At 45.2% G+C, this 22,096-nt stretch carries 21 protein-coding genes and 1 pseudogene; 6 read left to right on the top strand and 16 right to left on the bottom strand.

Annotated elements, in window-relative coordinates:
* Positions 1-41: 41 nt before the first annotated feature.
* Positions 42-626: a hypothetical protein gene (locus PK654_RS16150; RefSeq protein WP_271699954.1), complete on the bottom strand. Its 585-nt coding sequence runs from the start codon at positions 624-626 to the stop codon at positions 42-44.
* Between the two features lie 189 nt (positions 627-815).
* Between PK654_RS16150 and PK654_RS16145 the strand changes: the two genes are divergently transcribed.
* The gene (locus tag PK654_RS16145; protein ID WP_271699953.1) at positions 816-1,853 is read left to right on the top strand and encodes a hypothetical protein; all 1,038 of its coding nucleotides are present in this window, start codon (positions 816-818) and stop codon (positions 1,851-1,853) included.
* Between the two features lie 10 nt (positions 1,854-1,863).
* Here the strand turns inward: PK654_RS16145 and PK654_RS16140 are convergent, their stop codons facing one another.
* On the bottom strand, positions 1,864-2,823 hold the full coding sequence (locus PK654_RS16140) for a hypothetical protein (protein WP_271699952.1): 960 nt from the start codon (positions 2,821-2,823) through the stop codon (positions 1,864-1,866).
* Positions 2,824-3,025: 202 nt separating this feature from the next.
* On the opposite strand from PK654_RS16140, the gene PK654_RS16135 reads away from it, so the two are divergent.
* Positions 3,026-3,934 (top strand): esterase-like activity of phytase family protein, encoded by a 909-nt coding sequence (locus PK654_RS16135; protein ID WP_271699951.1) that lies wholly within the window; start codon positions 3,026-3,028, stop codon positions 3,932-3,934.
* Between the two features lie 70 nt (positions 3,935-4,004).
* Here the strand turns inward: PK654_RS16135 and PK654_RS16130 are convergent, their stop codons facing one another.
* The gene (locus PK654_RS16130; RefSeq protein WP_271699948.1) at positions 4,005-4,652 is read right to left on the bottom strand and encodes a glutathione S-transferase family protein; all 648 of its coding nucleotides are present in this window, start codon (positions 4,650-4,652) and stop codon (positions 4,005-4,007) included.
* A gap of 92 nt (positions 4,653-4,744) precedes the next feature.
* Between PK654_RS16130 and PK654_RS16125 the strand changes: the two genes are divergently transcribed.
* On the top strand, positions 4,745-5,173 hold the full coding sequence (locus PK654_RS16125; protein ID WP_271699946.1) for a winged helix-turn-helix transcriptional regulator: 429 nt from the start codon (positions 4,745-4,747) through the stop codon (positions 5,171-5,173).
* Between the two features lie 357 nt (positions 5,174-5,530).
* Here PK654_RS16125 and PK654_RS16120 read toward each other — a convergent pair.
* The 6 genes and pseudogenes from PK654_RS16120 to PK654_RS16095 form a co-directional block, all read right to left on the bottom strand.
* Positions 5,531-5,854 (bottom strand): annotated as a pseudogene (locus PK654_RS16120) (transposase); the annotation flags it as partial.
* A gap of 73 nt (positions 5,855-5,927) precedes the next feature.
* On the bottom strand, positions 5,928-7,847 hold the full coding sequence (locus PK654_RS16115; RefSeq protein ID WP_271699944.1) for a methyl-accepting chemotaxis protein: 1,920 nt from the start codon (positions 7,845-7,847) through the stop codon (positions 5,928-5,930).
* Between the two features lie 166 nt (positions 7,848-8,013).
* Positions 8,014-9,585 (bottom strand): BCCT family transporter, encoded by a 1,572-nt coding sequence (locus tag PK654_RS16110; RefSeq protein WP_271699942.1) that lies wholly within the window; start codon positions 9,583-9,585, stop codon positions 8,014-8,016.
* A 29-nt stretch (positions 9,586-9,614) separates the two neighbouring features.
* Positions 9,615-10,736: a mandelate racemase/muconate lactonizing enzyme family protein gene (locus PK654_RS16105; protein WP_271699940.1), complete on the bottom strand. Its 1,122-nt coding sequence runs from the start codon at positions 10,734-10,736 to the stop codon at positions 9,615-9,617.
* A 57-nt stretch (positions 10,737-10,793) separates the two neighbouring features.
* Positions 10,794-11,969 carry a UxaA family hydrolase gene (locus PK654_RS16100; protein ID WP_271699938.1) on the bottom strand — a complete coding sequence of 392 codons (1,176 nt, stop codon included), beginning with the start codon at positions 11,967-11,969 and terminating at the stop codon, positions 10,794-10,796.
* 2 nt (positions 11,970-11,971) lie between these two features.
* Complete coding sequence (locus tag PK654_RS16095; protein ID WP_271699937.1) at positions 11,972-12,313, bottom strand: UxaA family hydrolase; 342 nt, start codon at positions 12,311-12,313, stop codon at positions 11,972-11,974.
* Positions 12,314-12,549: 236 nt separating this feature from the next.
* Here PK654_RS16095 and PK654_RS16090 point away from each other — a divergent pair, with 236 nt between their 5' ends.
* Entirely contained in the window at positions 12,550-13,209 is a 660-nt protein-coding gene (locus PK654_RS16090; protein ID WP_271699936.1) for a GntR family transcriptional regulator, read from the top strand.
* Between the two features lie 80 nt (positions 13,210-13,289).
* Here the strand turns inward: PK654_RS16090 and PK654_RS16085 are convergent, their stop codons facing one another.
* The 7 genes from PK654_RS16085 to PK654_RS16055 form a co-directional block, all read right to left on the bottom strand.
* Complete coding sequence (locus PK654_RS16085; RefSeq protein WP_271699934.1) at positions 13,290-13,634, bottom strand: RidA family protein; 345 nt, start codon at positions 13,632-13,634, stop codon at positions 13,290-13,292.
* 116 nt (positions 13,635-13,750) lie between these two features.
* Positions 13,751-14,881, bottom strand: coding sequence for a GGDEF domain-containing protein (locus tag PK654_RS16080; RefSeq protein WP_271699932.1), 1,131 nt, complete (start codon positions 14,879-14,881; stop codon positions 13,751-13,753).
* On the bottom strand, positions 14,874-15,347 hold the full coding sequence (locus tag PK654_RS16075) for an oxidoreductase (protein WP_271699931.1): 474 nt from the start codon (positions 15,345-15,347) through the stop codon (positions 14,874-14,876). The genes PK654_RS16080 and PK654_RS16075 overlap by 8 nt, the downstream gene beginning before the upstream one ends.
* A 224-nt stretch (positions 15,348-15,571) precedes the next feature.
* The gene (locus PK654_RS16070; protein WP_271699929.1) at positions 15,572-16,870 is read right to left on the bottom strand and encodes a TRAP transporter large permease; all 1,299 of its coding nucleotides are present in this window, start codon (positions 16,868-16,870) and stop codon (positions 15,572-15,574) included.
* The gene (locus PK654_RS16065; RefSeq protein WP_271699927.1) at positions 16,867-17,394 is read right to left on the bottom strand and encodes a TRAP transporter small permease; all 528 of its coding nucleotides are present in this window, start codon (positions 17,392-17,394) and stop codon (positions 16,867-16,869) included. The genes PK654_RS16070 and PK654_RS16065 overlap by 4 nt, the downstream gene beginning before the upstream one ends.
* Positions 17,395-17,399: 5 nt before the next feature.
* The gene (locus PK654_RS16060) at positions 17,400-18,425 is read right to left on the bottom strand and encodes a TRAP transporter substrate-binding protein (RefSeq protein WP_271699925.1); all 1,026 of its coding nucleotides are present in this window, start codon (positions 18,423-18,425) and stop codon (positions 17,400-17,402) included.
* A 259-nt stretch (positions 18,426-18,684) separates the two neighbouring features.
* Complete coding sequence (locus PK654_RS16055; protein ID WP_271699924.1) at positions 18,685-19,854, bottom strand: p-hydroxyphenylacetate 3-hydroxylase oxygenase component; 1,170 nt, start codon at positions 19,852-19,854, stop codon at positions 18,685-18,687.
* Between the two features lie 234 nt (positions 19,855-20,088).
* On the opposite strand from PK654_RS16055, the gene hpaA reads away from it, so the two are divergent.
* Positions 20,089-20,967, top strand: coding sequence for a 4-hydroxyphenylacetate catabolism regulatory protein HpaA (gene hpaA, locus PK654_RS16050; protein ID WP_271699922.1), 879 nt, complete (start codon positions 20,089-20,091; stop codon positions 20,965-20,967).
* Positions 20,968-21,020: 53 nt separating this feature from the next.
* A complete protein-coding gene (gene hpaR, locus PK654_RS16045) occupies positions 21,021-21,449 on the top strand; it encodes a homoprotocatechuate degradation operon regulator HpaR (protein ID WP_271699921.1) in 429 nt (142 codons plus the stop codon).
* The last annotated feature ends 647 nt before the right edge of the window (positions 21,450-22,096 follow it).

The raw sequence follows: 22,096 nt of genomic DNA, 5'->3' as shown, positions 1-22,096 counted from the left end.
TGTTGCCGGCATCGGCTAATGCCGGCAATCGTCAGTCAGTTCTATTTTTTTATAATTAATGCACCGTAATCTAAGCTGTCTTCACAAGGGAAGTAGTGGTGCATTTCACATAAGATCTCAAAACCGTGCTTCTGATAGAGCATCAGTTCAGGATCAATGGAGTATCCGTCCGGTCTTCTGGTTGTTATGTATTCCTTAATTCCTAGTCCGGTTTTACGTGTCCATGCTGCAAAGCCGGGAACACGACTTCCGAGTACCAACATATAGCATATACCCGATGCTATAAAATAGTCGTGGGCATATTTGATAATGAGATCTGCCACACCATGTTTCAGCCCTGCCATCCCTATTCCGTACAAGATATGACCATCAGGCACATGAGACTCTTTAATATAACCGCTATCGGTCTGTTCAAACCATGTATCATCCGATGCCCGGTTTACTCTCTGTACAGCAGCATATCCTACAATAGTGCCGTCTTCCTCTTCGACAACAAAACTTCCCTCGGGAAAAATCTCGTGTCTTGAGCGGATAATATCGTAACTGGCCCCCTCTTCCCCCCAGACTGTAACCTCTAAATCAGCGATCTCCTGATAATCTTGCTCTTTGACTGTTCTTACTTTCACGGTAAAACTCCATCTTATGTAATCAGAGCCTTAATATCCGTCCGTTAAAAGTAAAAATCAGTACAACATAAAGGTAATTACCGCTCTGTTACCCATCTATTACCATTTCATTACCCTTTGTTTTTACTGAGTTTTATTATGTCAGACTTAATAATTGATCACTCATATTGAGCAATTAAGGATTCAGCTATGACCCACCAGCTTATTGATGGATACCCATGTGATCAGTCAACAGAAGTAAAATACATTCCCAGCCACCAGTCTCCTCTGGTGACTCAGACTATTCTTGTACCGGGAGGCGGCTGTAGTTATTACCGGGCAATGAAAGGTGATGCCTGCACCTTCTGTGCTTTTCCGGGCTTTACCAGAGAAGTGATTATGGGTTCGGGAAATGAAAACTACTTTGGTAGCTGGAAACTGGAAACGGACACCTATAAAAAGATGTTTGATCACCTCACCACTGGGAATGAACAAGTAGAAAGAATGGCGGTGTTTAACGGTGGCAGCTTTTTCCCCGACTCAGAATTACCGACAGAGTTTCAGCACCATGTTTATCAGCATGTCGCCAATCACCCTAATATCAAACAGCTTTTTGTTGAGGCCTATCCGCGCTTTATTACCCAGCGAAAACTGGAAGATGCCCTTATCCAGCTAAAAGACAAAGAGCTGATTGTCGGTATCGGCTTTGAAAGTCATAACGATACCGTACGTAATGTGATGCTGAAAAAGGGTATCGACAGACAATTGTTTGAAGCCAAAATCGAAATCATGCAGCAATTAGGTGTTCGTACCTCCATCTATGTGTTTCTGAAAGCTCCGGAACTGACGGAATGGCAGGCCTATCAGGAAGTGATCAATACCCTGAGTTATCTGGCTGATCTCGGTATTGATGAGATGGTTTTATCCTGTGCCTTTGTACCGGAAGGCACTCATCTGGAACAGCTGTATAATAAAGGGGAGTTTCGCCCGCCATGGCTGTGGACTATCTACAACATAGCCTTACAGGCCAAAGCGAAAAACTGGCCACTGATCATTGGCGGGTTTGATGATACTCCCCCTCCTATTGCTGGCCCTTCAAACTGTCCGCAGTGCGATCCCACCATGCTTACCATGCTGGAAGGAATCCGTGAATCGGGCAATATCCCCGATCAAATCCCCAACTGCAGCTGTAAAACAGACTGGAAAGAAGACCTGTCAGACAAAGAGCCTATCTCCAGAATTGCCTAGGATCAGTCAATTATCGCTGTTCCCTGCTTAGCTTACTGTTAACCAGTTGCCTCTGTTGAGGGGGCAACTGAATTTTCACTCCTTGCTCCTTTTGCTGAGAAACCACCAAATGACAAGTGTCAGGAGAGTGATAACCCTCTATAACCTGATTATCTGGCAATGCATTATCTGCATGCTCACCAGCCAGAACATTATTTCTAATAACCCTGACTGAGTACTCCAAAGCGCCTCTCTGCCTTGAATCAGATAAATCAGCATTGCAATCCGCAAGCACAATCTCATTCACGATAGTGACCCTGTTGATAGCGCTGGCTAAAAATAGCAGCACAGAAGCTGTAAACAGCGCAGCAACGATTAACACACCGCCCATGCGATAGGGTCGTCCGGCTCTCTCCGCCAGCTTAACAACAGGCAGAGACCATTTTCTCCGGACAACCTTATCATCCACCGGCTCTTTCCGGCTTAGTTCCTCACTGGTTACTGTGTGACTGTTTTCCGTTGATGAGTCATCTGGTATCACCTCTGCATGACTGGGCCGTCGGGTGTTTCTCTTTCTTTGCCGCTTTGCCTTAATCTCAAGATCGATAAAGGCCTGACTCCACTGCGCTGCCAACTCTCCATCACAGAGCAGCTCAAACATGCGAAGCACGGTTTTTCTCGACCCTTTACTCGGCAAAACACCGTTATACAACCAGGTTTTAACACTCGCCTCCCTGACCGTTTCTACTCCTGTAAGCTCAGCGGTAAGGTCTGCATAATCTGATTTTGTCAGACCCGTGATTTGAAGAAGCTCCTTAAACAGAGCAGAAACCGTCTCTGCTGAAGGAACGCGGTTTACTTTTGTGTAAGTTATTTTTCTTTTTGACTTAACTGCCAACTTGAATCCCATCCAAATTAATTGATGATTATTGTCGCCGGAATCAGCAACTATTGAGCTAAAGATCAATAGCAACTGTGGGAACGGATACATCTGTCGTCTCCCATTTCCGGGGACTCCCTGATGTTCCAAACGTCTGTTAATCAAAGACATAAACTCTATCCACTGGAAATATGTGAATAAGTTCGTCTATAGTGAAGTTCAGGAACATACAGGCACAGTTATATAAGCAAGGCAGAACAAAGCCCTAAAACACTTGCTTAAACAGGGATCTAAAAGAGATAACAACAAACATATGCATGGTTTAATTACAGGTTTAGCTTTACTTATATCCCTTAGCGCGGCGGCAGCCGGGAAGCCAAAGGACATTCAGACAGAAGCAGACAACAACTTTCGTATTCTGCAGAGCGTCAGGATTGATGATCACTTGGTGGAAATATCCGATATCGCCTTCGATAAAGATGAGAATATCCTCTATGCCATCGGCGATAAGGGCGATCTTTACCACCTTAAAATCGGGTTCGGTAAACAACGGATTACGCAACTGAAGGTGCTACACCATTACCAGCTTAGACCCTACTTTTTAGGGAAGATTGATAGTGAAGGGCTGGCACTACAGAATGACAAAGACAACATAAAAGGTAACACTCAGTTGCTGGTCTCTTTTGAACGAACTCCGGCCATAATCCGCTTTGATAGCAAAGGGGAAGAAATAGAGCCGCTAGCACTACCTGAAAAACTAAGCAAAAAGTCTTTCTATAACAGCAAAAATAAGATGCTGGAAGCTTTGGCCTACGATACTCAATTTGGCTTGATCACCTCGCCACAGGATTCAAAAGATCATTGGCACAGAATCTTTAATATCACTTCCGGAAAGACATATAAATTTAACAAGAGCTCAGAAATTTCCGGCTATGAGTACACACCGCAAGGTGATGTTATTGTGATTGAAAGGCGGGTAGATAAGATAACAAATGTCGACGGTAAAAATGAGAAAGTCACCACCAAACTACTACTCAAACATGTTGCTCTGTCCGGCTGCAAAGAGCGCTGCGCGTCGTCTGTTATCAAGCCGTTTGATATCGACAATCCGTTAACAAAAAACTACGAGAGCCTGACCCGGATATCGGACAACACCTATCTGATGGCCAACGACAATGACCAAAGTGACGATACCTACTTTGTCTATTTCAGGTTTGAGTAGATCTTTTTTGCGGGGACACACACCACAAAGTGTGTGGGTACAGAAGCTTATTTAATTGACATACACCTGATTAACTCACTACCCTGCCTATATTTTCAATGCTGGAAGCCGCTGTACTTTGCCAGATTGGTGATTGTCTGATTCGATCAAAGTAGGCGTTTAAATGTGGGTAAGGAGACCAGTCAAAAGGAACGGATTCTTTAAAAAACTCCACATGAATCATAGCGTAATCCGCAATAGTAACTGACTCTCCTACCACAAACATTCGATTTTCCAGATGGCTATTTAATACAGAAGAGAAACGAGCTAACTGCTCTTGTGCCCACTTGATAACTGCCGGTTCGCCCTCACTTTGCATAAATTTAGGCTTGGCTACCGCTTCCAGAGCTAGAGTCCCAAACGCCTGATTAAAGTGCGCTAACTCCCAAGAAAGCCAGCGGTTTATATCAGCCCTGACAGATAATGCTTCCGGGTAAATATCCTGACCTTGAACGGTGTCTGCCAGAAACTGATTAATAGCGTTCGATTCCCAAAGTGACAAATCACCATCCACTAAGCATGGCACCATACCGTTTGGGTTAAGGGAGAGATACTCCGCTTGTTTGTTATCACCTTTAAATAAATCAAGAGAATGGGTTTCAATATCTATGCCCAGATGCTTAACAACAGCAAGTACTTTACGAGAGTTTGGTGAGCCCGCAATGACGTATAACTTCATTTCATTCTCCTTATTAATTTAACTTGTTTTTTGCAAGTTAAATTAACCCTAGTCAATCCACTTTCTTTTTGCAAGTTAAATTAGCACGTCGTATGATTAGCCCTATGGTAGATAAAAAGACAAAAAACTGGGCCGGTTGCCCTGTACGTTTCGGCATGAGTCAGTTTGGTGACAAGTGGAGCTTTTTGATCATTCGTGACCTGATGTTCAAAGGAAAAAAGTACTACAACGAGTTTTTGGATGCCGGTGAAGGTATTTCCACAAACATACTTGCCAGCAGGCTGGCTGACCTCGAGGCCAATGGCATTGTGACTAAGCAAACCGATGAAGTGAAACGTTCAAAGTATGTTTATAAGTTAACAGAGAAAGGAAAAGCTCTGTTACCTATGATGCTGGCCATGATCGACTGGTCGAATACATACGACTCAAAAACAGAAGTGCCAGAAGGCTTTGCAAAACAGCTCCATGAAAACCCTGAGCAGTTAAAAAATGAGATTCTGGACAAGTTAGGCGGCGGTTGAATCATTGGTTCTTTTTAACGGGGACATATATGGTCACTCCAATCAAGTAAAGATTGAAGGTTTGTTAGTTACAAAGCCATAGTCGTTTGTCCGTTACATAAGATTCACCTGATTAATGGTATTGGCATCAGTTAAGAATACGGTCTTTTGACATATATCCGGCGTCTCTGTTTCGCTTTAGTGCGAAGCGCCCTAATGAGATTCAAGAGCCCTGTTTGCCTGTTACACACACTATGCTTTCACTATCAAGCAGTTGTCCTCGACGAGGTTCTAAACAGGGCGAATGCCGTTTTTTCATTAACTGTGTTGCTACCGTTTCCTGTTTGTTGTCTGGTTTTCAGTATTTTGTGTTGCTAACTAAGCACATGCTTTAGAAGCTTGGAACTCTGTTTTCGTTGCTAATACCACCCAGATAATACGAGCAAGCTTATTAGCTAAAGCTACGGTACATTTACATGGGTGCATACGCTCTTTTAAGCCATTCATCCACTGGCTGAGGCGGTCGTCTTTGCCCGAGCTTCTGCTTAGTATTGCTCGCGCTCCATGAATGAGAAGCTTTCTGAGTGTCCGGTTTCCCCGTTTGCTGATTTTACCCAGCCGGTTGATATCTCCACTGGCGTATTGTCGAGGCGTTAATCCAACCCAGGCGGCGAACTGGCGGCCATTTTTAAAGCTACCCACTCACCAGAAAATAGACCTCCTCAATAAGCACTCCCACGTACTAGCGTGAGAGTGCTTTTTAGTATTGCTGATCTCAGCTTAGCTTAAACTTACTAACCATATCCGAGAGTTGATCATTAAGCTTTTTGATCTGCTGAACCTCTTTAAAGCCGTCCTGAACGTTTTCTTCCAGTTGCACCACTATGGTATTAATGGTGCCCATACTCTGGCTCAGTTCTCGGGTAACACAGCTCTGTTCTTCTGCTGCGGTAGCAATCTGCACACTCAGCTCATCGATATCTGACACATACTTTGTCATGGTATCCAGACTGTCAGCCACATTGGTTGCATCCGAAGCGGTGGTATTGCAGCGTTGCTCTGTCTGGTTCATGGATTCAACCACCTCCAGACTGCCTTCGCTCAATGCCGCAAGGGCTGATTCAATCTCCTTGGTGCTGCTTTTTGTCCGGCTGGCAAGGTTGCGCACTTCATCGGCCACCACAGCAAAACCTCGTCCCTGCTCTCCTGCCCGTGCTGCTTCGATTGCCGCGTTCAGCGCCAGCAGGTTTGTCTGCTCTGCTATCTCGCTGATCACACTCAATATGGCGTTAATACTGTCGGTTTTGTCTGACATTCTATGTACGTTCTGCGAAGCACTCTCTACGTCAGTAAGCAGATCTTCAATACTCTCTTTTGCTCCGTTTACTATCTCTCTGGAACTCAGGCTGGCCGCATTGGCCTCACTGGTTAAGCGGGCAGTGTTACTGGCATCGGAAGCCATGGATTCGGCTGTTGAGTTCATCTCTTCTATAGCCGTGACTGCCTGCTCGGTTTCCTGAACATGCCCCTGAATGATATTGGTGTTTATCTCACTCTGTTCACTCAGTTTACCTATGTTGCTGTTCAGCAGTTGTGTTACATCGCGTATCTGTACCATCATGGTATTCAGGTTTTCAATCAGCTTGTTAACACCTGTAGCAATTTTCCCCAAATCATCTCCGGAGCGGATATCCAGACGCTGCGTCAGATCACCATGCCCCTCGCCCAAACGCATAATAGTCTCTCTCAGGGTCAAAATGGGTTTATACAGTAGCTGCAGTACAACAAAAGCCAGAACAATACTCACCAGAGTAGCAACAACCACACGAATAATTGCCGACTGTTTTGCATCCGTCAGACTTGTATAAGCACTCTGTTTATCCTGCAGCAGAATGTAATACCAGCTCTTATCGGCAATACGGATCTGATGAGAAAAGCTCATCATCTCATGGTTATCTATCTCCATCTCAGAGGAGAAGCTGGCCGCTTTCAGTGCGTCAGCAATAAAGTGTTTGATTCTGTTATCGTCTAATCCGAGCCCACTCAGTTCAAACTGTTCTGTATCAGAAGAGGCGAGAATGGTGGAGTCGCTGTTTACAATCAGCGCAACAGCTCCTGAGGTGGTATTTACTGACTTAACAATCTGGCCTAAAAAGCCCAGCTGTAAATCTGCCGACATCATGCCGCTATGAGTGCGCCGCACGATAGAAACCCAGTACTGGTTGCCCGCTTCACTGCCCTGATAGGGCTCTGTAATTGAGGCTGTGGTACTGTTTCTGCCAGCCTGATACCAGCTACGCTTGGTGACATCATCATAGTATTTATGATTCGGCCAGGTATCCGCCGTCTGGTTCCAGTAGGCATCACCGTTGGTAAATCCCACCACGGCACTGTTCAGGTTCATCGCTTTAGCGATGACCTTGGTCAGGGCGATATGATCTTCTGCGCTGCCCTCAAAGGCACGGTTTTCATACTCTTGCCCCAACTTTTCCAGACCCTGAACTTTCTCGTTAAGCTGGTTCTCCACCAGCCTTGCCTGACTGGCAGCATACTCTGTGTTGTATCTGGCAATTTGATCCACCAATACTTTCTCTACATCCGTATAAGTGATCAGGTTAGAGAGTGATACCGATAAGGCGACCAGTGCTACCGTTGATAACAGCAGCAGTTTCTTAAATCCCAGTTTTTTTAGCATAAGCTCTCCCCTTAGCCTTTGCTCTTTGACTCTTTTTTCTGCTGAAACCGCCCCCGTTTAACCACCACGGTGCTGATTCAGCCGTAAAAAAGCCCGGAAAAGAACAGAGCAATTCCGGGCTGGTATTGAACGAGTTGTAAGTTTGTCTTAACGGTTTATCCGCTGATTAACCGATAGACTTCTCTTCCTGAAGCACTACCGTTTCTGCTTCAGTCTCTGCGACTTCATCGGCCTTCTTTTCGCCTTCACCAATCCACTTGAAGAAGCCGTAAAGCATGATGAAGATAACAATCATCAGAGGCAATGATGTCACAATCGCCAGCGTCTGAATGGTACTTAGCGGCGCGTCGATAAACATCATAGTCAGCGGTACCGCAGCCAGAATGCCACACCAGAACAGGCGTAGTGCTGTTGGCGGGTTAGCATTTTCATCCAGCTGGTTAGCGGCTGTCGCGGCCAGTGTAAAGGAGGCTGAATCCAGTGTTGTAGCAAGGAACAGTGTCGACATTACCGCAAAGATAACGATAAACAGTGAGCTGGCTGGCAGGGTTCTCAGAACCGCAATAACCGTCTCGGAACCACCGGTATTGGAGAGCATGTCCGTCACATCCACCAGTTCGTTCAGGTGTGTACTCATGCTGTAGCTACCCAGTACGCCGAAGAAGATAAAGCAACCAGCACTTCCGCCCAGAACCATACTGATGATAACTTCTTTCAGGGTACGGCCTTTAGATACCTTAGTAACGAACAGAGCCATAAATGGTACGTAAGTCATCCAGTATGCCCAGTAGAATACTGTCCATGAAGTCGGGAATGAACCACCTTCTACAGGGTCAGTCCACAGGCTCATACGGATAAAGTTTTGCAGCATTAAGCCGTAGCCGTTGGTCATCTGGTCGATGATGAATGAAGTAGGACCAACAACCAGTACCAGCAGTACAAAGATTACCGCCAGCTTAGTGTTGTAATCACTCAGCTTAGCCATACCTTTTTCGATACCGACATAAGAGCTGATGGTGAACAGAGCCGTAATAGCCAGCATCAGGCCGACGTTCATACCAAAGCTGCTCTTCACACCGATCAGTTCAGCAATACCTTCCGTTACCATTGGTACACTCAAACCAAGAGTAATACCCATTGCACCTACGCAGCTGAAGATAAAGATAGTATCAATCAGTTTACCAACTGCCGGGTTGTAGTAACGGCCAAGGATACTTTCACATACTGCACTCAGTTTTAGCTGAGGGTTCTTACGAACGTGGAAAGAGTAAGCTACCGGCAGTGAGGCGATACAGTACAGTGACCATGCTGAGATACCCCAGTGGAACATGTTGTAGCTTGTCGCCCACTCTGCGGCTGTCGCTGAGTATGGTTCGATGCCCATTGGCGGACCCATGTAATAGTAAGCCCACTCAACGAATGCCCAGTAAACCGTTGCGGAACCCAGACCGGCACAGATCATCATGGCAAGGTAGGTGAAAAATGTGTATTGAGGAGCCCCTTCACCAAGTTTGATGCTGCCGTGTCTACCAAATCCAAGCCACGCAAGGATAATGACACTGAAGAATCCGAACAACAGGAACACTTCACCGAACTGCTCTGTCAGAATGTTAAATAAGGTTTTGGCAATGGCATTACCCTGCTCAGGGAACAGCGACAGGCCGGCCACGATGGCAAAAATCGTTGAAAGACTTATCGTCATTAACGGTTTGTCTATTTGTCTATTTCTCTGTTTCATTTGAAATATCTCTATTTAGTAATCGTTATTTAAGCGTCGACCCGGTACTGCTCAATGATGGAATCACTGAGTTCAACACCAAGACCCGGCTTATCAGGTACAGGTACGTAGCCGTTTTCAAACGGCAGACGGTTTGTAACAAGGTCAGTAAAGAGAGGACTTTGGCTTTGTGAGTACTCCATAAGCGTGCCGTGCTCACAGGCAGCCAAAAAGTGAACGGATGCAGCCAGCAGAATGCCGGTACTAAACCCGTGCGGAACAAGCTGAACGCCATGCATCTGCGCCAGATCGTAAATTTTCTTCATCTCAGTAATACCACCACAGCGGGTAATATCCGGCTGAACGATATCCACCTGAGAGTGCTCAAGGAATGACTGAAACTCGTAGCGTGTAGTCAGTGACTCACCGCCTGCCAGTTTCGCTTCTGTTTTGTTGGAAAGCTTGGCGTAACCTTTCAGGTCATCAGCCAGTACCGGCTCTTCCACCCAGTTGAGGTTAAACTCCTCCAGCTTTTTGCACATAAAGGCTGAGTGGCCGGAAGTACGCCATTTCGATGCCAGATCAATCTGAACTTCAATATCGTCACCAACGGCTTCACGCACATTCTTAACAATCTGATAGTCCGTTTCCGGATCATCACCGAATACGCCGCCGCCGAACTTAATGCTGGTAAAGCCCTGTTCAACCAGCCCTTTCGCAATAGCGCGGTTATCTTCCGGTTTGCTGGCCGGAATAAAGGTACCGTAGGCTCGGATCTGGTCACGGTATTTACCGCCCAGCAGGGTATGAACCGGCACACCGTAGAACTGTCCGGCGATATCCCACAATGCAATATCAATAGCACTGATGGCATGAATGCCTGCACCACGGCGGCCAAAGTAGTTCGACGCCCAGTACATCTTGTTCCACAGCTTTTCGATCTCCAGCGGGTTTTCACCCAACAGCAGCTCTTTCAGGCCGTAGCAGTAAAGGTTTGAATTGGTGGTTTCAATGCAGGCACGAACCACAGCCGGAGAGCTGTCAGCTTCACCGAGTCCGGTAATACCCTGATCGGTATGTACCTTTACGATGACCGCATCTTCGCCCCACTCACACTCTTCGTGAGCTTCGGGGACGCGCAAACATATCACTTCAATATCTGTTATTTTCATGGTTTTGTTTTCTCTTGCGATACTTCGGCAAGAGCTCCGTTTTTAAAGGAATTTGGTTTAAACAGCTTCTTTGCAGATCAGTCGTTCCAGACGCTGGTCTTTCTGATACAGAGAACAGAAAGCAAAACCCACATCTTCGATGGCTGATTTCTCACCCTGAACCACCTTGTTCAGGCACTCGATAACGGCATCGCCGCCTTCAATAACACTCTGCTGCGCAGACATAATTCCGCTGACATCCACATCGATATCTTCAGTAATCTGAGCCGCATTACCGCTGACACGTACAACAGGCACAATTGGGTTGTTAAATCCTGCACCACCTGTAGTCCAGAGGATCACCTGAGCACCCAGTGCGGCGAAGTGCATGCCTGAGCCGCCACATAGGTGGGTCGCTTCTGAAAGGTAAAATCCGGCAGTGGTTGGTTTCTGGATACCCTGAGGATTAATCTCAAGTACGTCCTGAATCGGGCGGGTACCGGTTTTGTGCAGGGCGCCTAGTGCTTTCTCTTCCAGTGTGGTCAGCCCGCCAACGCTGTTACCAATACTCATGGTTTCCACGTCGGTGCCTTCAATATGCCAGCGACGCTCTTCTTCCATAATCAGACGTTCAATCTTGTCCGCCACTTCATCCGTTACCGCACGCTCGCGCAGAATGTCTTCGCAGGTAATCAATTCGATAAGCTCACCGGCAACACAGGTCGCACCTAAGTCCACCAGTTGATCGGCCGCATTACCGACGGCAGGGTTAGAGGCGATACCTGAGCTGGTATCTGATCCACCGCACTTGATACCAACAACCAGTCTGGAAATTGGCGTCGGTTCCGGTTTCACTTTTCCGGCAATACTGACCAGCTCATTGGCAAGCTGAATGCCATCATTAATGGTTTGACGGGTACCACGCGACTTGATGATGGAAAGATTAAACACCGGCTTTTCTGCCTGTTTAATCGGATCGATAACCAATGCAGGGTCGATACTTCCGCAGCCCATATTCAGCACAAGCACACCGGCAACATTGGGGTTCAGTGCCGCACCAATCATGGTGTTCACCATCTCTTCGTTACCGCCATACATGCAGGTGTAATGGTTAGTTACAACCACACACTCAGGTACTTTCTGTTTGATCGCCTGAGCAATACCTTCAGCACACTCATCAATGGCCAGAATCATAATGTGGTTGCGGATACCAACCTGTCCGTCCGGACGCTTATAACCTTGGAAAAATTGCATAGTTAACACTCAATCTGCATCTGTTGGATAATTTGCTGGATAATGTTTTCAGGGATATCAACCCGTGTGCTACGCACATTCTGAACATGCACAAGGTCACCTTCAGCGATAGGTTTCACCGCGATACCCACCGGGTAACCGGCTTTACTTACCATCTGCTGATCGGCGATCTGCTCAAGGGCAATTTTGTTACCGAAAGGGATAGCCTGAAGTGCTTCAAATTCCCCCACTATCTGGTTAGCTTCATCAACCACTTCAATCTTGTCTTTTTTATCTGCATCTTCGAGTAGCGTTGCTACGTTGTCTTTAGATGCCAGCCGAATGGCTTTTTTTAACTTGCTCATCTTATTACCTATTGGCGATTGTCCGACAATCTACAGTGAGGCAATTATACAAAGAGAGAAGTATTTAAATGAGAAATCGATCATGTTTACTTCATTTCTGGATTTTATTGTTAAATTGTTAGACAATCGTCACAGTAATCTATATAAAGACATATGCGTAATATCCACCTAAAATGAGTGGTAAAATGTAGTGCTGATAAGCACTTAGGTATGAACTGAAGCGTGGTTTGGTAAAAATGGCGAAGTTTAATAAAAGTAGTCTTGAAGTGCAGGCGGTCGATTATTTAAGAGATCTAATCTTGACCGGCAGCTATAAAATGGGTGAAAAGATCGTCGAAAGTGCTCTTGCAAAAGAACTCGAGCTCTCACGAAGTACCATCAGGATGGCACTAAACACACTCTCTCATGAGGGGTTAGTGGTTCAGAAGCCTTATGTCGGCTGGCAGGTAATCGAAATTGACGAGCACGATGTGTGGGAGATCTATCATCTCAGGATCGCCATCGAATCACGCTCTGCATGGCTGGCCGCCACAAAAATAGACGATGACGGAAAAGCAAAGCTGCGCCAGTTAATCAATGAGTTTACTGAAGAGGCGAAAAACAACCTAATCAGTACTCAGCGTAAAAGTAAGTTTGAGCTGGAATTTCACTCTTTGATCGTGTCCCTGAGTGATAATGGCCGCCTGATGGAAATCTACCGCAAAGTATCTAACCAGATGCTGCTATTCTTTAATATTGATCTCGATTCTTACGAACCCCTGAATATCGTTGCGGCTCACCAGCCACTGGTTGATGCTATCTGTAATAATGATCCTCAGTCCGCCGCTATTCATGCAGAACAGCATATTTCTACCTTTAAGGATGTAGGAAAAAAGCTGAAAGAGCGCCAGCGTTAATAGCGATAAGCTAAACCCTGACGCGATCAAAAAAGGCTTCTCTATAAGAAGCCTTTTTAAATCTTGCAGAATGCTCTCTGTTATACAGCAGCAACCACAGAGATCTCTACCAACAGCTCTTCACGAGCCATAGAAGCCTGAACACAGGCACGGGCTGGAGCATGGCCTTCCGGTACCCAGTTATCCCATACTTCATTCATGGCAGCAAAGTCATCCATAGTTTTGATATAGATGGTAGCAGACAGCAGCTGTTCGCGGCTTGAACCGACACTTTCCAGCAGCTCATCTACTTTCTCAAGCATGGTTTCAGTCTGTTCTTTGATGCCCTTAGTTGAATCTTTTGCCACCTGGCCACAGAAGTAGACAGTGTTGTTATGAATAACGGCACGGCTCATGCGCTGTTTTGTTTCTCTTCTTTCAATCATTGTTTTAATTCCGAATCAGTCTTGTATCTTCTTAATCAAGATACTGAATTTAATGGGCTAATAAAGCGGATACCCGCGCAGTGTAACTAACTCATCATTTTCACGCCAGACTAGTTTTAGTAAAAGCCCTGCCTTTGCCGCAGTTTCGACTGTTTCTTCATCCGGTACATTCTGCTGTCTGCAATCATCACCAGTTTATCAATGTCTGCCGCTTCATCCGGGTATGATGCACCACCAATGCTGGTAGAAAAGTTGAATGAAAAGTCGAGCATGGCACTCTCAAACGGGCGCAAAAACTGGCTGGTAACATGGTTACAAAATTCTGTCTGCTTGTTTTCAAACTGAGAACCGGATTTAAGCACCAGGGCAAACTCATCACCACCAATACGAAAAGCAATAGATTGATGTTCACCTAACTGCTTCAATCTGGAGGAGACTTCCATCAGTACTGCGTCTCCTGCATGATGGCCATAACTATCATTCACTTTTTTAAAGTCATTCAGGTCGAGCAGAAACAGACTGAATGACTCTCCTCTCTTACTGTAGCTTTCAATCAGGTTAAACAGAGCAAGCCTGTTCAATAAACCGGTCAACGGGTCGGTAAGTGCTAATCTTTTATTAAACTCAAGCTCTTTGTAAAAAACAAACACCAGAAGGAAAATACAGATCATAAGGCCGATAACCAGATAGAAGTCAGCCGTTGCCAATGCTTTTGCCTGTGCCCTTTGATCTTCATACAGTGGGCTGGCGACCCGGAAATTCTGGTTTATATAGTCGATCATTGAAAGATACAGGGTTTCAGATTGACTATGGAACTGTTTGATTGCCTCTGCATCACCGCTATCTGCCGCTTCCAGCAAAGTTTCCAGACTGCGGAACTCAGAAAAAAGCTGAAGGAAAAACTGTTTGGCGTGAACAAGCTGCATAAAACTGTCGGCTTCGCGGTTGTTGATCATAAGATCAAAGCGGCTCCAGGTTAGCTCATACTTCAGCCATACATCCCCTAAGCCATCCAGACCACTCTGCATGTGGACTGAGTGCGCCACCAACTCAGAAAACTCTTTCGTCAGCTGAAACAAAAACCAGGTCGCCTGATTCTGTTGATCCGTATAGGTTTTCGCCAGAAAATCCGTTTGATAATAGATCCAGATATCAGCAATAAACAGCACCATTGCAAGAACAACAAGCAGCAGTTTCAATGCTCTCAGATAGGGGTGGGTCAGTTGTATCTTCTCGATATCAGTCATTGCCTATTATTTTTATCGATTCTACCTGCCAGACCATTTGCGAGTGATACTGACTTTTATCTATTTCAGGGTAATCTTCCAGTGAATAGATAAGCCAGTAAGGCCCCTTATCACGGATTTTCATTTTCTGACCATTTTTGAGATAAGTGAGTACCGGATGATAGGCAGAAATGTCTTCCCCGGAGATATCAACAGCGTAGTCATTAAGGGCTCTGACATTTATACGGTCAGGCACGCCTTCTGAGGTGTAATGTAACAGCAGGTTTTCCAGACGAACACCGGTAAAGGTGTTCACCCCTTCATACCACGGCAAATGCGTAGTGAATGTCTGGGAAGGCATAGCGGCAAGCTCTTCATAGGAGAGCGAAACAGAATCGCCATTAGCCAGTTCAATAGTCAGGTTACCCGCCTTAAGAAAAGGGCTGGATAACAGAAATAACAGTAAAATCAGGCTTCTTAATAACATCCGGTATCGTCACTATTTTTATTGTTAACTTTATCAAGTATAGGTAAGAACGCCTCGTCTATCGAGTCAAATTATAACTATCTAATAACAATAAGCCCTACAAGTTGTGTTATTTCAGACATAAAAAAGCTTTGAACCGAAGTTCAAAGCCAAATTCAATCACGAACAAAGGGAATGACGGTTCAGCAGGGTAGCGCCTGTGCACTACCTCACTGAACAGAAATTTAATACATCATACCCGGCAGAAGCAGTGCCACTGCAGGGAATGCCACTATAATGGCCAGCCTTATCATATCGGCAACCCAGAAAGGCAGAATGCCTTTAAATATGGTTCCTGTACTGATGTCCTTAACCAGACCGGACAATACAAACACGTTCAGCCCTACCGGCGGGGTGATCAGGCTTATCTCTGTCACCACTACGACCACGATACCAAACCAGATTGGGTCAAAGCCCAGTTCAACCACGACAGGGAAGAAGATTGGCACTGTCAGCAGCATCATGGACATACTTTCAAATACACAGCCCAGAATGATATAGATTAATAAGATGATACCCATGGCCATCATTGGCGAGATATCACCGATCTGAATCAGTTCAATCAGCGCGGTAGGCAAGCCTGCACGGTTAACAAAGTTAGACAGAATAAGGGCACAGATAACAACGGCAAACAGTGATGCAGAGGTCTTGGCTGTATCCACCAGAATATCGCGCAAAATGTCGTAGCTCAGCTTACGTCTGAACAGGGCAAGGAAAAATGCACCTGTTGCACCAATACCCGCCGCTTCTGTCGGTGTAAAGACACCAGCGTAAATACCACCCATCACCAGCACAAACAGCATCAGAGTAGAGAAGATGCCTTTCAGGGCAACCATTCGCTCTTTCCAGTCCGATCTCTCACCCGGAGGCGCGTTTTCCGGTGAGCGGAATACTACCCACTTCACTGTCAGAAGATAAAGAGTAATACCCAGCAGTCCCGGCAGGAACCCAGCCGCAAACAGCTCACGGATACTGCTCTCCGTCAGCAGACCATAAATAACCAGCATAACACTTGGCGGAATAAGGATGCCTAACGTACCACCCGCCGCAATCGAAGCCGCAGCCAGACTATCTGAGTAACCGTATTTACGCATCGGCGGCATGGCCACTTTAGACATGGTTGCCGAGGTTGCCAGACTGGATCCACAAATGGCTGAGAAGCCACCACACGCCAAGATAGTTGACATGGAAAGGCCGCCCTTGCGGTGCCCGACAAAAGCATTACAGGCACGGTAAAGCTCTGCAGATAAGCCTGCTTTAGTGACAAAGTTACCCATCAGGATAAACAGGGGAATCACGGAAAGCCCGTAATCTTGCCCGGTATCAATGATACGGCGTGCTGCCATAGACATGGCTGCTGTCCAGTTATAGTCATTGATGTACCAGAAACCGATAAAACCAACCACACCCATAGCAAATGCCAGAGGCAGCCTTAAAAAGACCATGGCGATCAGAGCCGTAAAACCAATAATTGACTCAATCATTTACTGCTACTCCTCTCTTCCGACATAGCAACACCGGAGCGGAAAATAGGTAATCTCGCGGTATACACAATGGCATTCAGGAAAGTAAGAAAACCACCAGCGAATCCGGTTATGGATATCAGGTAAGTAACATACCCTAACGGAATTTCAAGGATCTCAGACACTTCTTCATACTCAAGGGAGCGACCAGCCAACTTCCAGTTAGTCATCGCTACCAATACCAATGAGACGGCACAAATCAGGTTTATTACTGCCTGGCGAAGGTCAATCCAACGATCCGGGAAATAAGCATCCAGCAGATCTACACAGATGTTCTCTTCTTTCCATGATACGAGAGGAAAAGCCATAAACACCATGACAGCCAGAAGAACCTCAATCATCTCTGTCGAGCCATCAATCGGTGAATTTAGAAAATAGCGTCCGAAAACATCGACAAAGGTGATACTCATCATTAAAAACAGGCTGAGTGCAGCGAGGGACTCCAACCCCCGCCTTACTATCGCCGAAATATTCTCAGCTATCATAGTGATTACAACCCTTTACCCAGTTGCTCTTGGTAGTACTCAAATGCCGCCGGTCCGTCGACCTTACGTTTCTTAGCAGTCTTGTACCAGCTATCGACAATCTCTGTAGTCATCGACTTCAGCTCGCTAACCAGTTCAGGCGAAGCATCAGTAAAGACGTGACCAGCCGCTTTCGCTTTGGCATAGGCGTTGTTGTCGTAGTCGTCCATCATCTTACCGAACAGACGGGACAGCTTCTCACCAGATACTGCCATGATAGCGTCACGGTCTTTCTTCGAGATACCTTCAAAAGCATCTGGATTCATTACGATGGCAAAGCTACCGCGGTACAGGCCACCCGGGAACATAAGGGTGTTGTTTGCCACTTCGGCAAGACGGAAGCTGCTCAGTGATTCAACCGGCAGATAAGTACCTTCTACAACGCCCTGTGAAAGAGATTCGTATACTTTAGGTGTCGGAATAAATACAGGGGTAACTTTCATATCTTTAGCGATGTTTGAGATTACACCACCACCAACACGGATTTTCTTACCTTTCACATCAGACAGTGAAGTTACTTTATCTTTAGTGATCAACTGACCCGGTCCGTGTACACCTACCGCCATTACTTTAACGCCGCGGTGCTCTTTACCTTTCTTCAGGTATTTCTCGTAAGTATTCCAGTACGCTTTAGAAGCCAGCTCAGAACTTACGCCGCCCTTAAAGGTCGGGATTTCAGGTAGTTGAGTCAGTTTGAAACGACCGGCTTTATGACCGTGGAAAATCCAGGTAACGTCGCCGATACCATCAGTAACAACGTCGATTTGTGACTGAGGAGGCGCCAAATCGTACTCGATCTTAACTTCAACACGGCCTTCAGTGGCTTCTTTGATCCACTCACCCCATGTAGGCCAAACCACCTTGTTAATTCCGTGGTTCGGAGATGCCCACGAACTGATTTTCAGTACTTTCTCCGGTGCGGCATTAGCACTTGCGGACGCAAGGAGTAGGAGCCCGGTGCTAACTACCATAGAAATTTTTGATTTAATCATGACACTTCCTTGTTTTCTGTTATTGATATTTATAGCTTTGTTACGTTATGGCAAAAAACCGATAACATGTTAATAATCTATCATTATCAATTTAGTTAATATGTTAAGAAGATCAAGTTTGTAACAATTCTATTACTTACTTATTATTAGACATTGGTCTATATTGACTTCTTAACTTCCAGTTAACTTATTAAAAAAGCTCAACTTTTTACAGGAGAGCTTTCTAATTTAGTGTAATGTAATAAGATACGATTTTCGATTACACCATAGTCGGATCGGGTTCCAGCCCCATCAGGCTACGGCCAAGGATCTGCTTACAAACATCGTAGTCTGTGTATGCGTGAGCCCCTGTCATATGCGAGTCACGGAACAGACGCTGTGCTTCGTTAGTCGAGAACCAGCAGTTACCACCGATTACGTCGAACAGGCGGTCTACCGCATCAATACACATCTTCACCGCATAAGCTTGGTTAGTACGCCAGTAAGCCAGTGTTTCTGCACTTGGGTACTCTTTGCGGATACCATGCTCTTTATGGTCGTCCCAGGTTTTTTCCAGCATGGCACGGGCGGCATACACCTGATGCGTTGATTCAGCAAGGCGCATAAGAGCAGGCGTTGCAGCACCCACTTTTGCACCTGTATAAGCGCGTACGCGGTTTTGAGTGATGATCTTGTACAGCTCCAGCATACGCTCTGCGATACCCAGACCGATAGCCGCAAAGCCACAGGCAAAGTACGGACGATAAGGCGTATAAAAAATATCACTATCAGGGTAGAGGCCGAATCCGGCAGACGATCCTTCCATCATACCTTTTGCTGTTTCGATTCGGTGTTCAGGAATAAAGACGTCCTTAAGAGATAGGGTCTTTGTTCCGCTCGACTTCATACCAGCGGCATGCCAATCATCAATAATTGTGTATTCATGTCTTGGTACCACTCCAAAGCAGTAGACTTTGTTTCCGTCTGCGTCTTCGCGGTTGAACCCGAGAATGGCCCACTCTGCGTGGTCACATCCACTACTCCAGCGCATGTCTCCGTTGAAGATAACGCCACCTTCAGTCTCTTCTGTTTTTCCGAATGGTGCGATACTACTACTTGCTGTTGCATCTGGATTGTCTCCCCAAAATTCTTCCTGAGCTTTTTCCGAGAACATTGCCATCTGGTGGCTATGCGTCGCCAGCAGGCTTCCACCCCATGCCGTACCGCCACAAGCACCGGCCAGCGCTGCGACACAGTCAGTAAACTCAGGCAGTGAGATCTCTAAACCGCCATATTTCTTAGGCTGGAAAGCACGGAAAAACTTAATTTCCCTTAGCAGGCGTATATTTTCTTCAGGTGGAGTTCTATCGATTTCAGCTTGTGCAGCATTAGCAGCAATCGTAGGCAAAATTTCTTGTAACTTTTCTAGTAGTGGATTTTCTCGTTTCATGGTTACTTCCTTTTAATCTTACGATTTTAGCCCTTCCTGTATACGTCTTGCCGGGGCTATCGAACGATTGTTATTATCATGTTAACAATCTGCTGTTTAAATGGATTAACCATGAGAATAATTGCACTTTTCGCAGAATTAATTAATATGTTAACTGTTTTGTGAAATTATTGTGAAGTTGAGCGTGTTTTAACTGTTTTGTTAAAATTTCAGCCAAAAACAGGGAGAAAGCGGGTGGCAGATAAGATTCCCAACATAAATATTGGCCAGGTTTATGATCAGCGTTATGCCGATTCTGAGCTTCATTTTGAGCACTTGGACAATCTGGCGAATTTTTTTGGCAGAAATATGCCCGTACATTATCACGACCGATTTTATCAAATTCATATCATTCTTGACGGAAGCACTCATGTACATCTGGATGAAAAACATTATACAAATGAGGGAATTACCTTGTTTTTCACCCCTCCGGCCGTTCCTCACTCTTTCGTTACTGAGTCTAGTTCTTCCGGTTATGTCTTAACCATTCAGCAACAACTTGTCTGGCGACTACTGGACATGGAGTGTGGCTTGAATAATATAATGGTTGATCAGATGAAGCCGTTTTGTATCGGTTTATGCAATGAGAATCCTATTCTCTCTCTGGTGTCTCACCTTAAGAGAGAGTTAGATTCCAGCGGAATGATGCAAGAGAAAGCCACTCAGTCATTACTACAACTGGTACTTATTGAAGTTATGCGGCTCGGCATCAGAAATAAAGCGGAAAAGACCAATCGCAGTGTCGATATAACCATATTTCATCACTTCAACCATTTGGTTGAAACACACTATACCGAGCACTGGGCGTTAAATGAGTATGCCGACCGGATTGGTATTTCGGTCTCAAGATTAAATGATATCTGCCGCAGGGTAAGCGGCTTATCATCAAAAAAAATAATAATAGACAGACAGATGCAGGAAGCAAGGCGCGCTTTGCAGTTTACTTCAAAGAGTGTGTCAGAAATCGGCTACGACCTCGGTTTCCGGGATCCGGCCTATTTTGCCCGGTTTTTCAGAAAATACTCTGATATGACCGCATCAGATTACAGAAATAAAGTACAAAACAAAAAATAACAGCTATAAGCCAATGACCTTGATGGCATTTTAAAAGGAAAGCGAAGGTATTTATGACAAAGTATAAGGATTCTCTCCCGCTACAGCTTATCAAAGCCAGGGATGTCACTCTGGACTATTTTCGTCCCGTATTGTCAGAATACGAAGTGACCGTACAGCAGTGGCGGGTGATGCGACTTATCCACGCCTATGATGAAATTGACTTTACTACCCTGTCAAAAGAGAGCTGTATCTTAAGCCCGAGCCTGACAGGCATTATAAACCGGCTGGAAAAGCAGGAGTATGTCTGCAAAATCAAATCAGATGTAGACCAGCGAAGAGTCAATATCCGGCTGACAGAAAAAGCGCAGGCCCTTGTTAAAGTGATGAGAGTCGATATCGACAAGCAGTATGTCAAACTCAAAGCCAAGTTTGGTGAAGAGAGATATAACCAACTCTCAGATCTGCTTGAAGAGCTGATAGAGATCAGAGACGAGCTGTAACTCTCAATGATCTGCTAACTGATGCTCCTGATATGCTCCGGTGTTATGTCTAAGCCGGGGTATATCAGCAGCAGCGTCAGGCTACTTGATTGTTAAGGTATGCCCTATAGTTAACTTTTTGTTAACCCCTTCCCCGTTACCCTTCTCTGCATAATTATTGTTCTGACTTGCCACGACAAAAATTAATCTAAATAACGAAAAATAGGTTATCTTCGACCAAGTACTGGCTTCTGTACCAGAAAAAAATGTAATGTTCTATAAAAAAAGAGTCAACTTACTCCCTTTAGAACCGGCTTTTTCTTTCGTCATTGACAAGATTGGCGTTAAAGTAATAGCTCTAATTAACATAAATAATATTAAGACCTTACAGAGAGATTTAAAATTTCAAAATAAATATATTTTTTCATTTGCACTGGATTAAAAACCCAGACTAACCCAAATATAAACTCCGGCATTGAGCTATTCTTTAGCTTATGAAATTTTCTTGTTATATAGCCGTTCTTCTCATGATATTAACAGAACCTGTACGATTTAAGACTGAATAGTCATGTGTAAAACCCAAACAATCCAAGCATGTAATCCATTACAAACTGATTACTTTAATTAGAGCTCACTAAATAAGAAAAAAGGAAAATTATACAGACATC

Origin of the sequence: Vibrio sp. SCSIO 43137 (assembly GCF_028201475.1) — a bacterium.
GTDB lineage: Bacteria > Pseudomonadota > Gammaproteobacteria > Enterobacterales > Vibrionaceae > Vibrio.
The sequence above is the reverse complement of the archived record's forward strand: the minus strand, read 5'-3'. Positions and strand labels throughout refer to the sequence as shown.

Excerpts from the sequence above, each read along its gene's own strand:
- PK654_RS16145 (WP_271699953.1), top strand. The coding sequence starts at position 816 with ATGACCCACCAGCTTATTGATGGATACCCATGTGATCAGTCAACAGAA.
- PK654_RS16140 (WP_271699952.1), bottom strand. The coding sequence starts at position 2,823 with ATGTATCCGTTCCCACAGTTGCTATTGATCTTTAGCTCAATAGTTGCT.
- PK654_RS16135 (WP_271699951.1), top strand. The coding sequence starts at position 3,026 with ATGCATGGTTTAATTACAGGTTTAGCTTTACTTATATCCCTTAGCGCG.
- PK654_RS16130 (WP_271699948.1), bottom strand. The coding sequence starts at position 4,652 with ATGAAGTTATACGTCATTGCGGGCTCACCAAACTCTCGTAAAGTACTT.
- PK654_RS16125 (WP_271699946.1), top strand. The coding sequence starts at position 4,745 with ATGATTAGCCCTATGGTAGATAAAAAGACAAAAAACTGGGCCGGTTGC.
- PK654_RS16115 (WP_271699944.1), bottom strand. The coding sequence starts at position 7,847 with ATGCTAAAAAAACTGGGATTTAAGAAACTGCTGCTGTTATCAACGGTA.
- PK654_RS16110 (WP_271699942.1), bottom strand. The coding sequence starts at position 9,585 with ATGAAACAGAGAAATAGACAAATAGACAAACCGTTAATGACGATAAGT.
- PK654_RS16105 (WP_271699940.1), bottom strand. The coding sequence starts at position 10,736 with ATGAAAATAACAGATATTGAAGTGATATGTTTGCGCGTCCCCGAAGCT.
- PK654_RS16100 (WP_271699938.1), bottom strand. The coding sequence starts at position 11,969 with ATGCAATTTTTCCAAGGTTATAAGCGTCCGGACGGACAGGTTGGTATC.
- PK654_RS16095 (WP_271699937.1), bottom strand. The coding sequence starts at position 12,313 with ATGAGCAAGTTAAAAAAAGCCATTCGGCTGGCATCTAAAGACAACGTA.
- PK654_RS16090 (WP_271699936.1), top strand. The coding sequence starts at position 12,550 with ATGGCGAAGTTTAATAAAAGTAGTCTTGAAGTGCAGGCGGTCGATTAT.
- PK654_RS16085 (WP_271699934.1), bottom strand. The coding sequence starts at position 13,634 with ATGATTGAAAGAAGAGAAACAAAACAGCGCATGAGCCGTGCCGTTATT.
- PK654_RS16080 (WP_271699932.1), bottom strand. The coding sequence starts at position 14,881 with ATGACTGATATCGAGAAGATACAACTGACCCACCCCTATCTGAGAGCA.
- PK654_RS16075 (WP_271699931.1), bottom strand. The coding sequence starts at position 15,347 with ATGTTATTAAGAAGCCTGATTTTACTGTTATTTCTGTTATCCAGCCCT.
- PK654_RS16070 (WP_271699929.1), bottom strand. The coding sequence starts at position 16,870 with ATGATTGAGTCAATTATTGGTTTTACGGCTCTGATCGCCATGGTCTTT.
- PK654_RS16065 (WP_271699927.1), bottom strand. The coding sequence starts at position 17,394 with ATGATAGCTGAGAATATTTCGGCGATAGTAAGGCGGGGGTTGGAGTCC.
- PK654_RS16060 (WP_271699925.1), bottom strand. The coding sequence starts at position 18,425 with ATGATTAAATCAAAAATTTCTATGGTAGTTAGCACCGGGCTCCTACTC.
- PK654_RS16055 (WP_271699924.1), bottom strand. The coding sequence starts at position 19,854 with ATGAAACGAGAAAATCCACTACTAGAAAAGTTACAAGAAATTTTGCCT.
- hpaR (WP_271699921.1), top strand. The coding sequence starts at position 21,021 with ATGACAAAGTATAAGGATTCTCTCCCGCTACAGCTTATCAAAGCCAGG.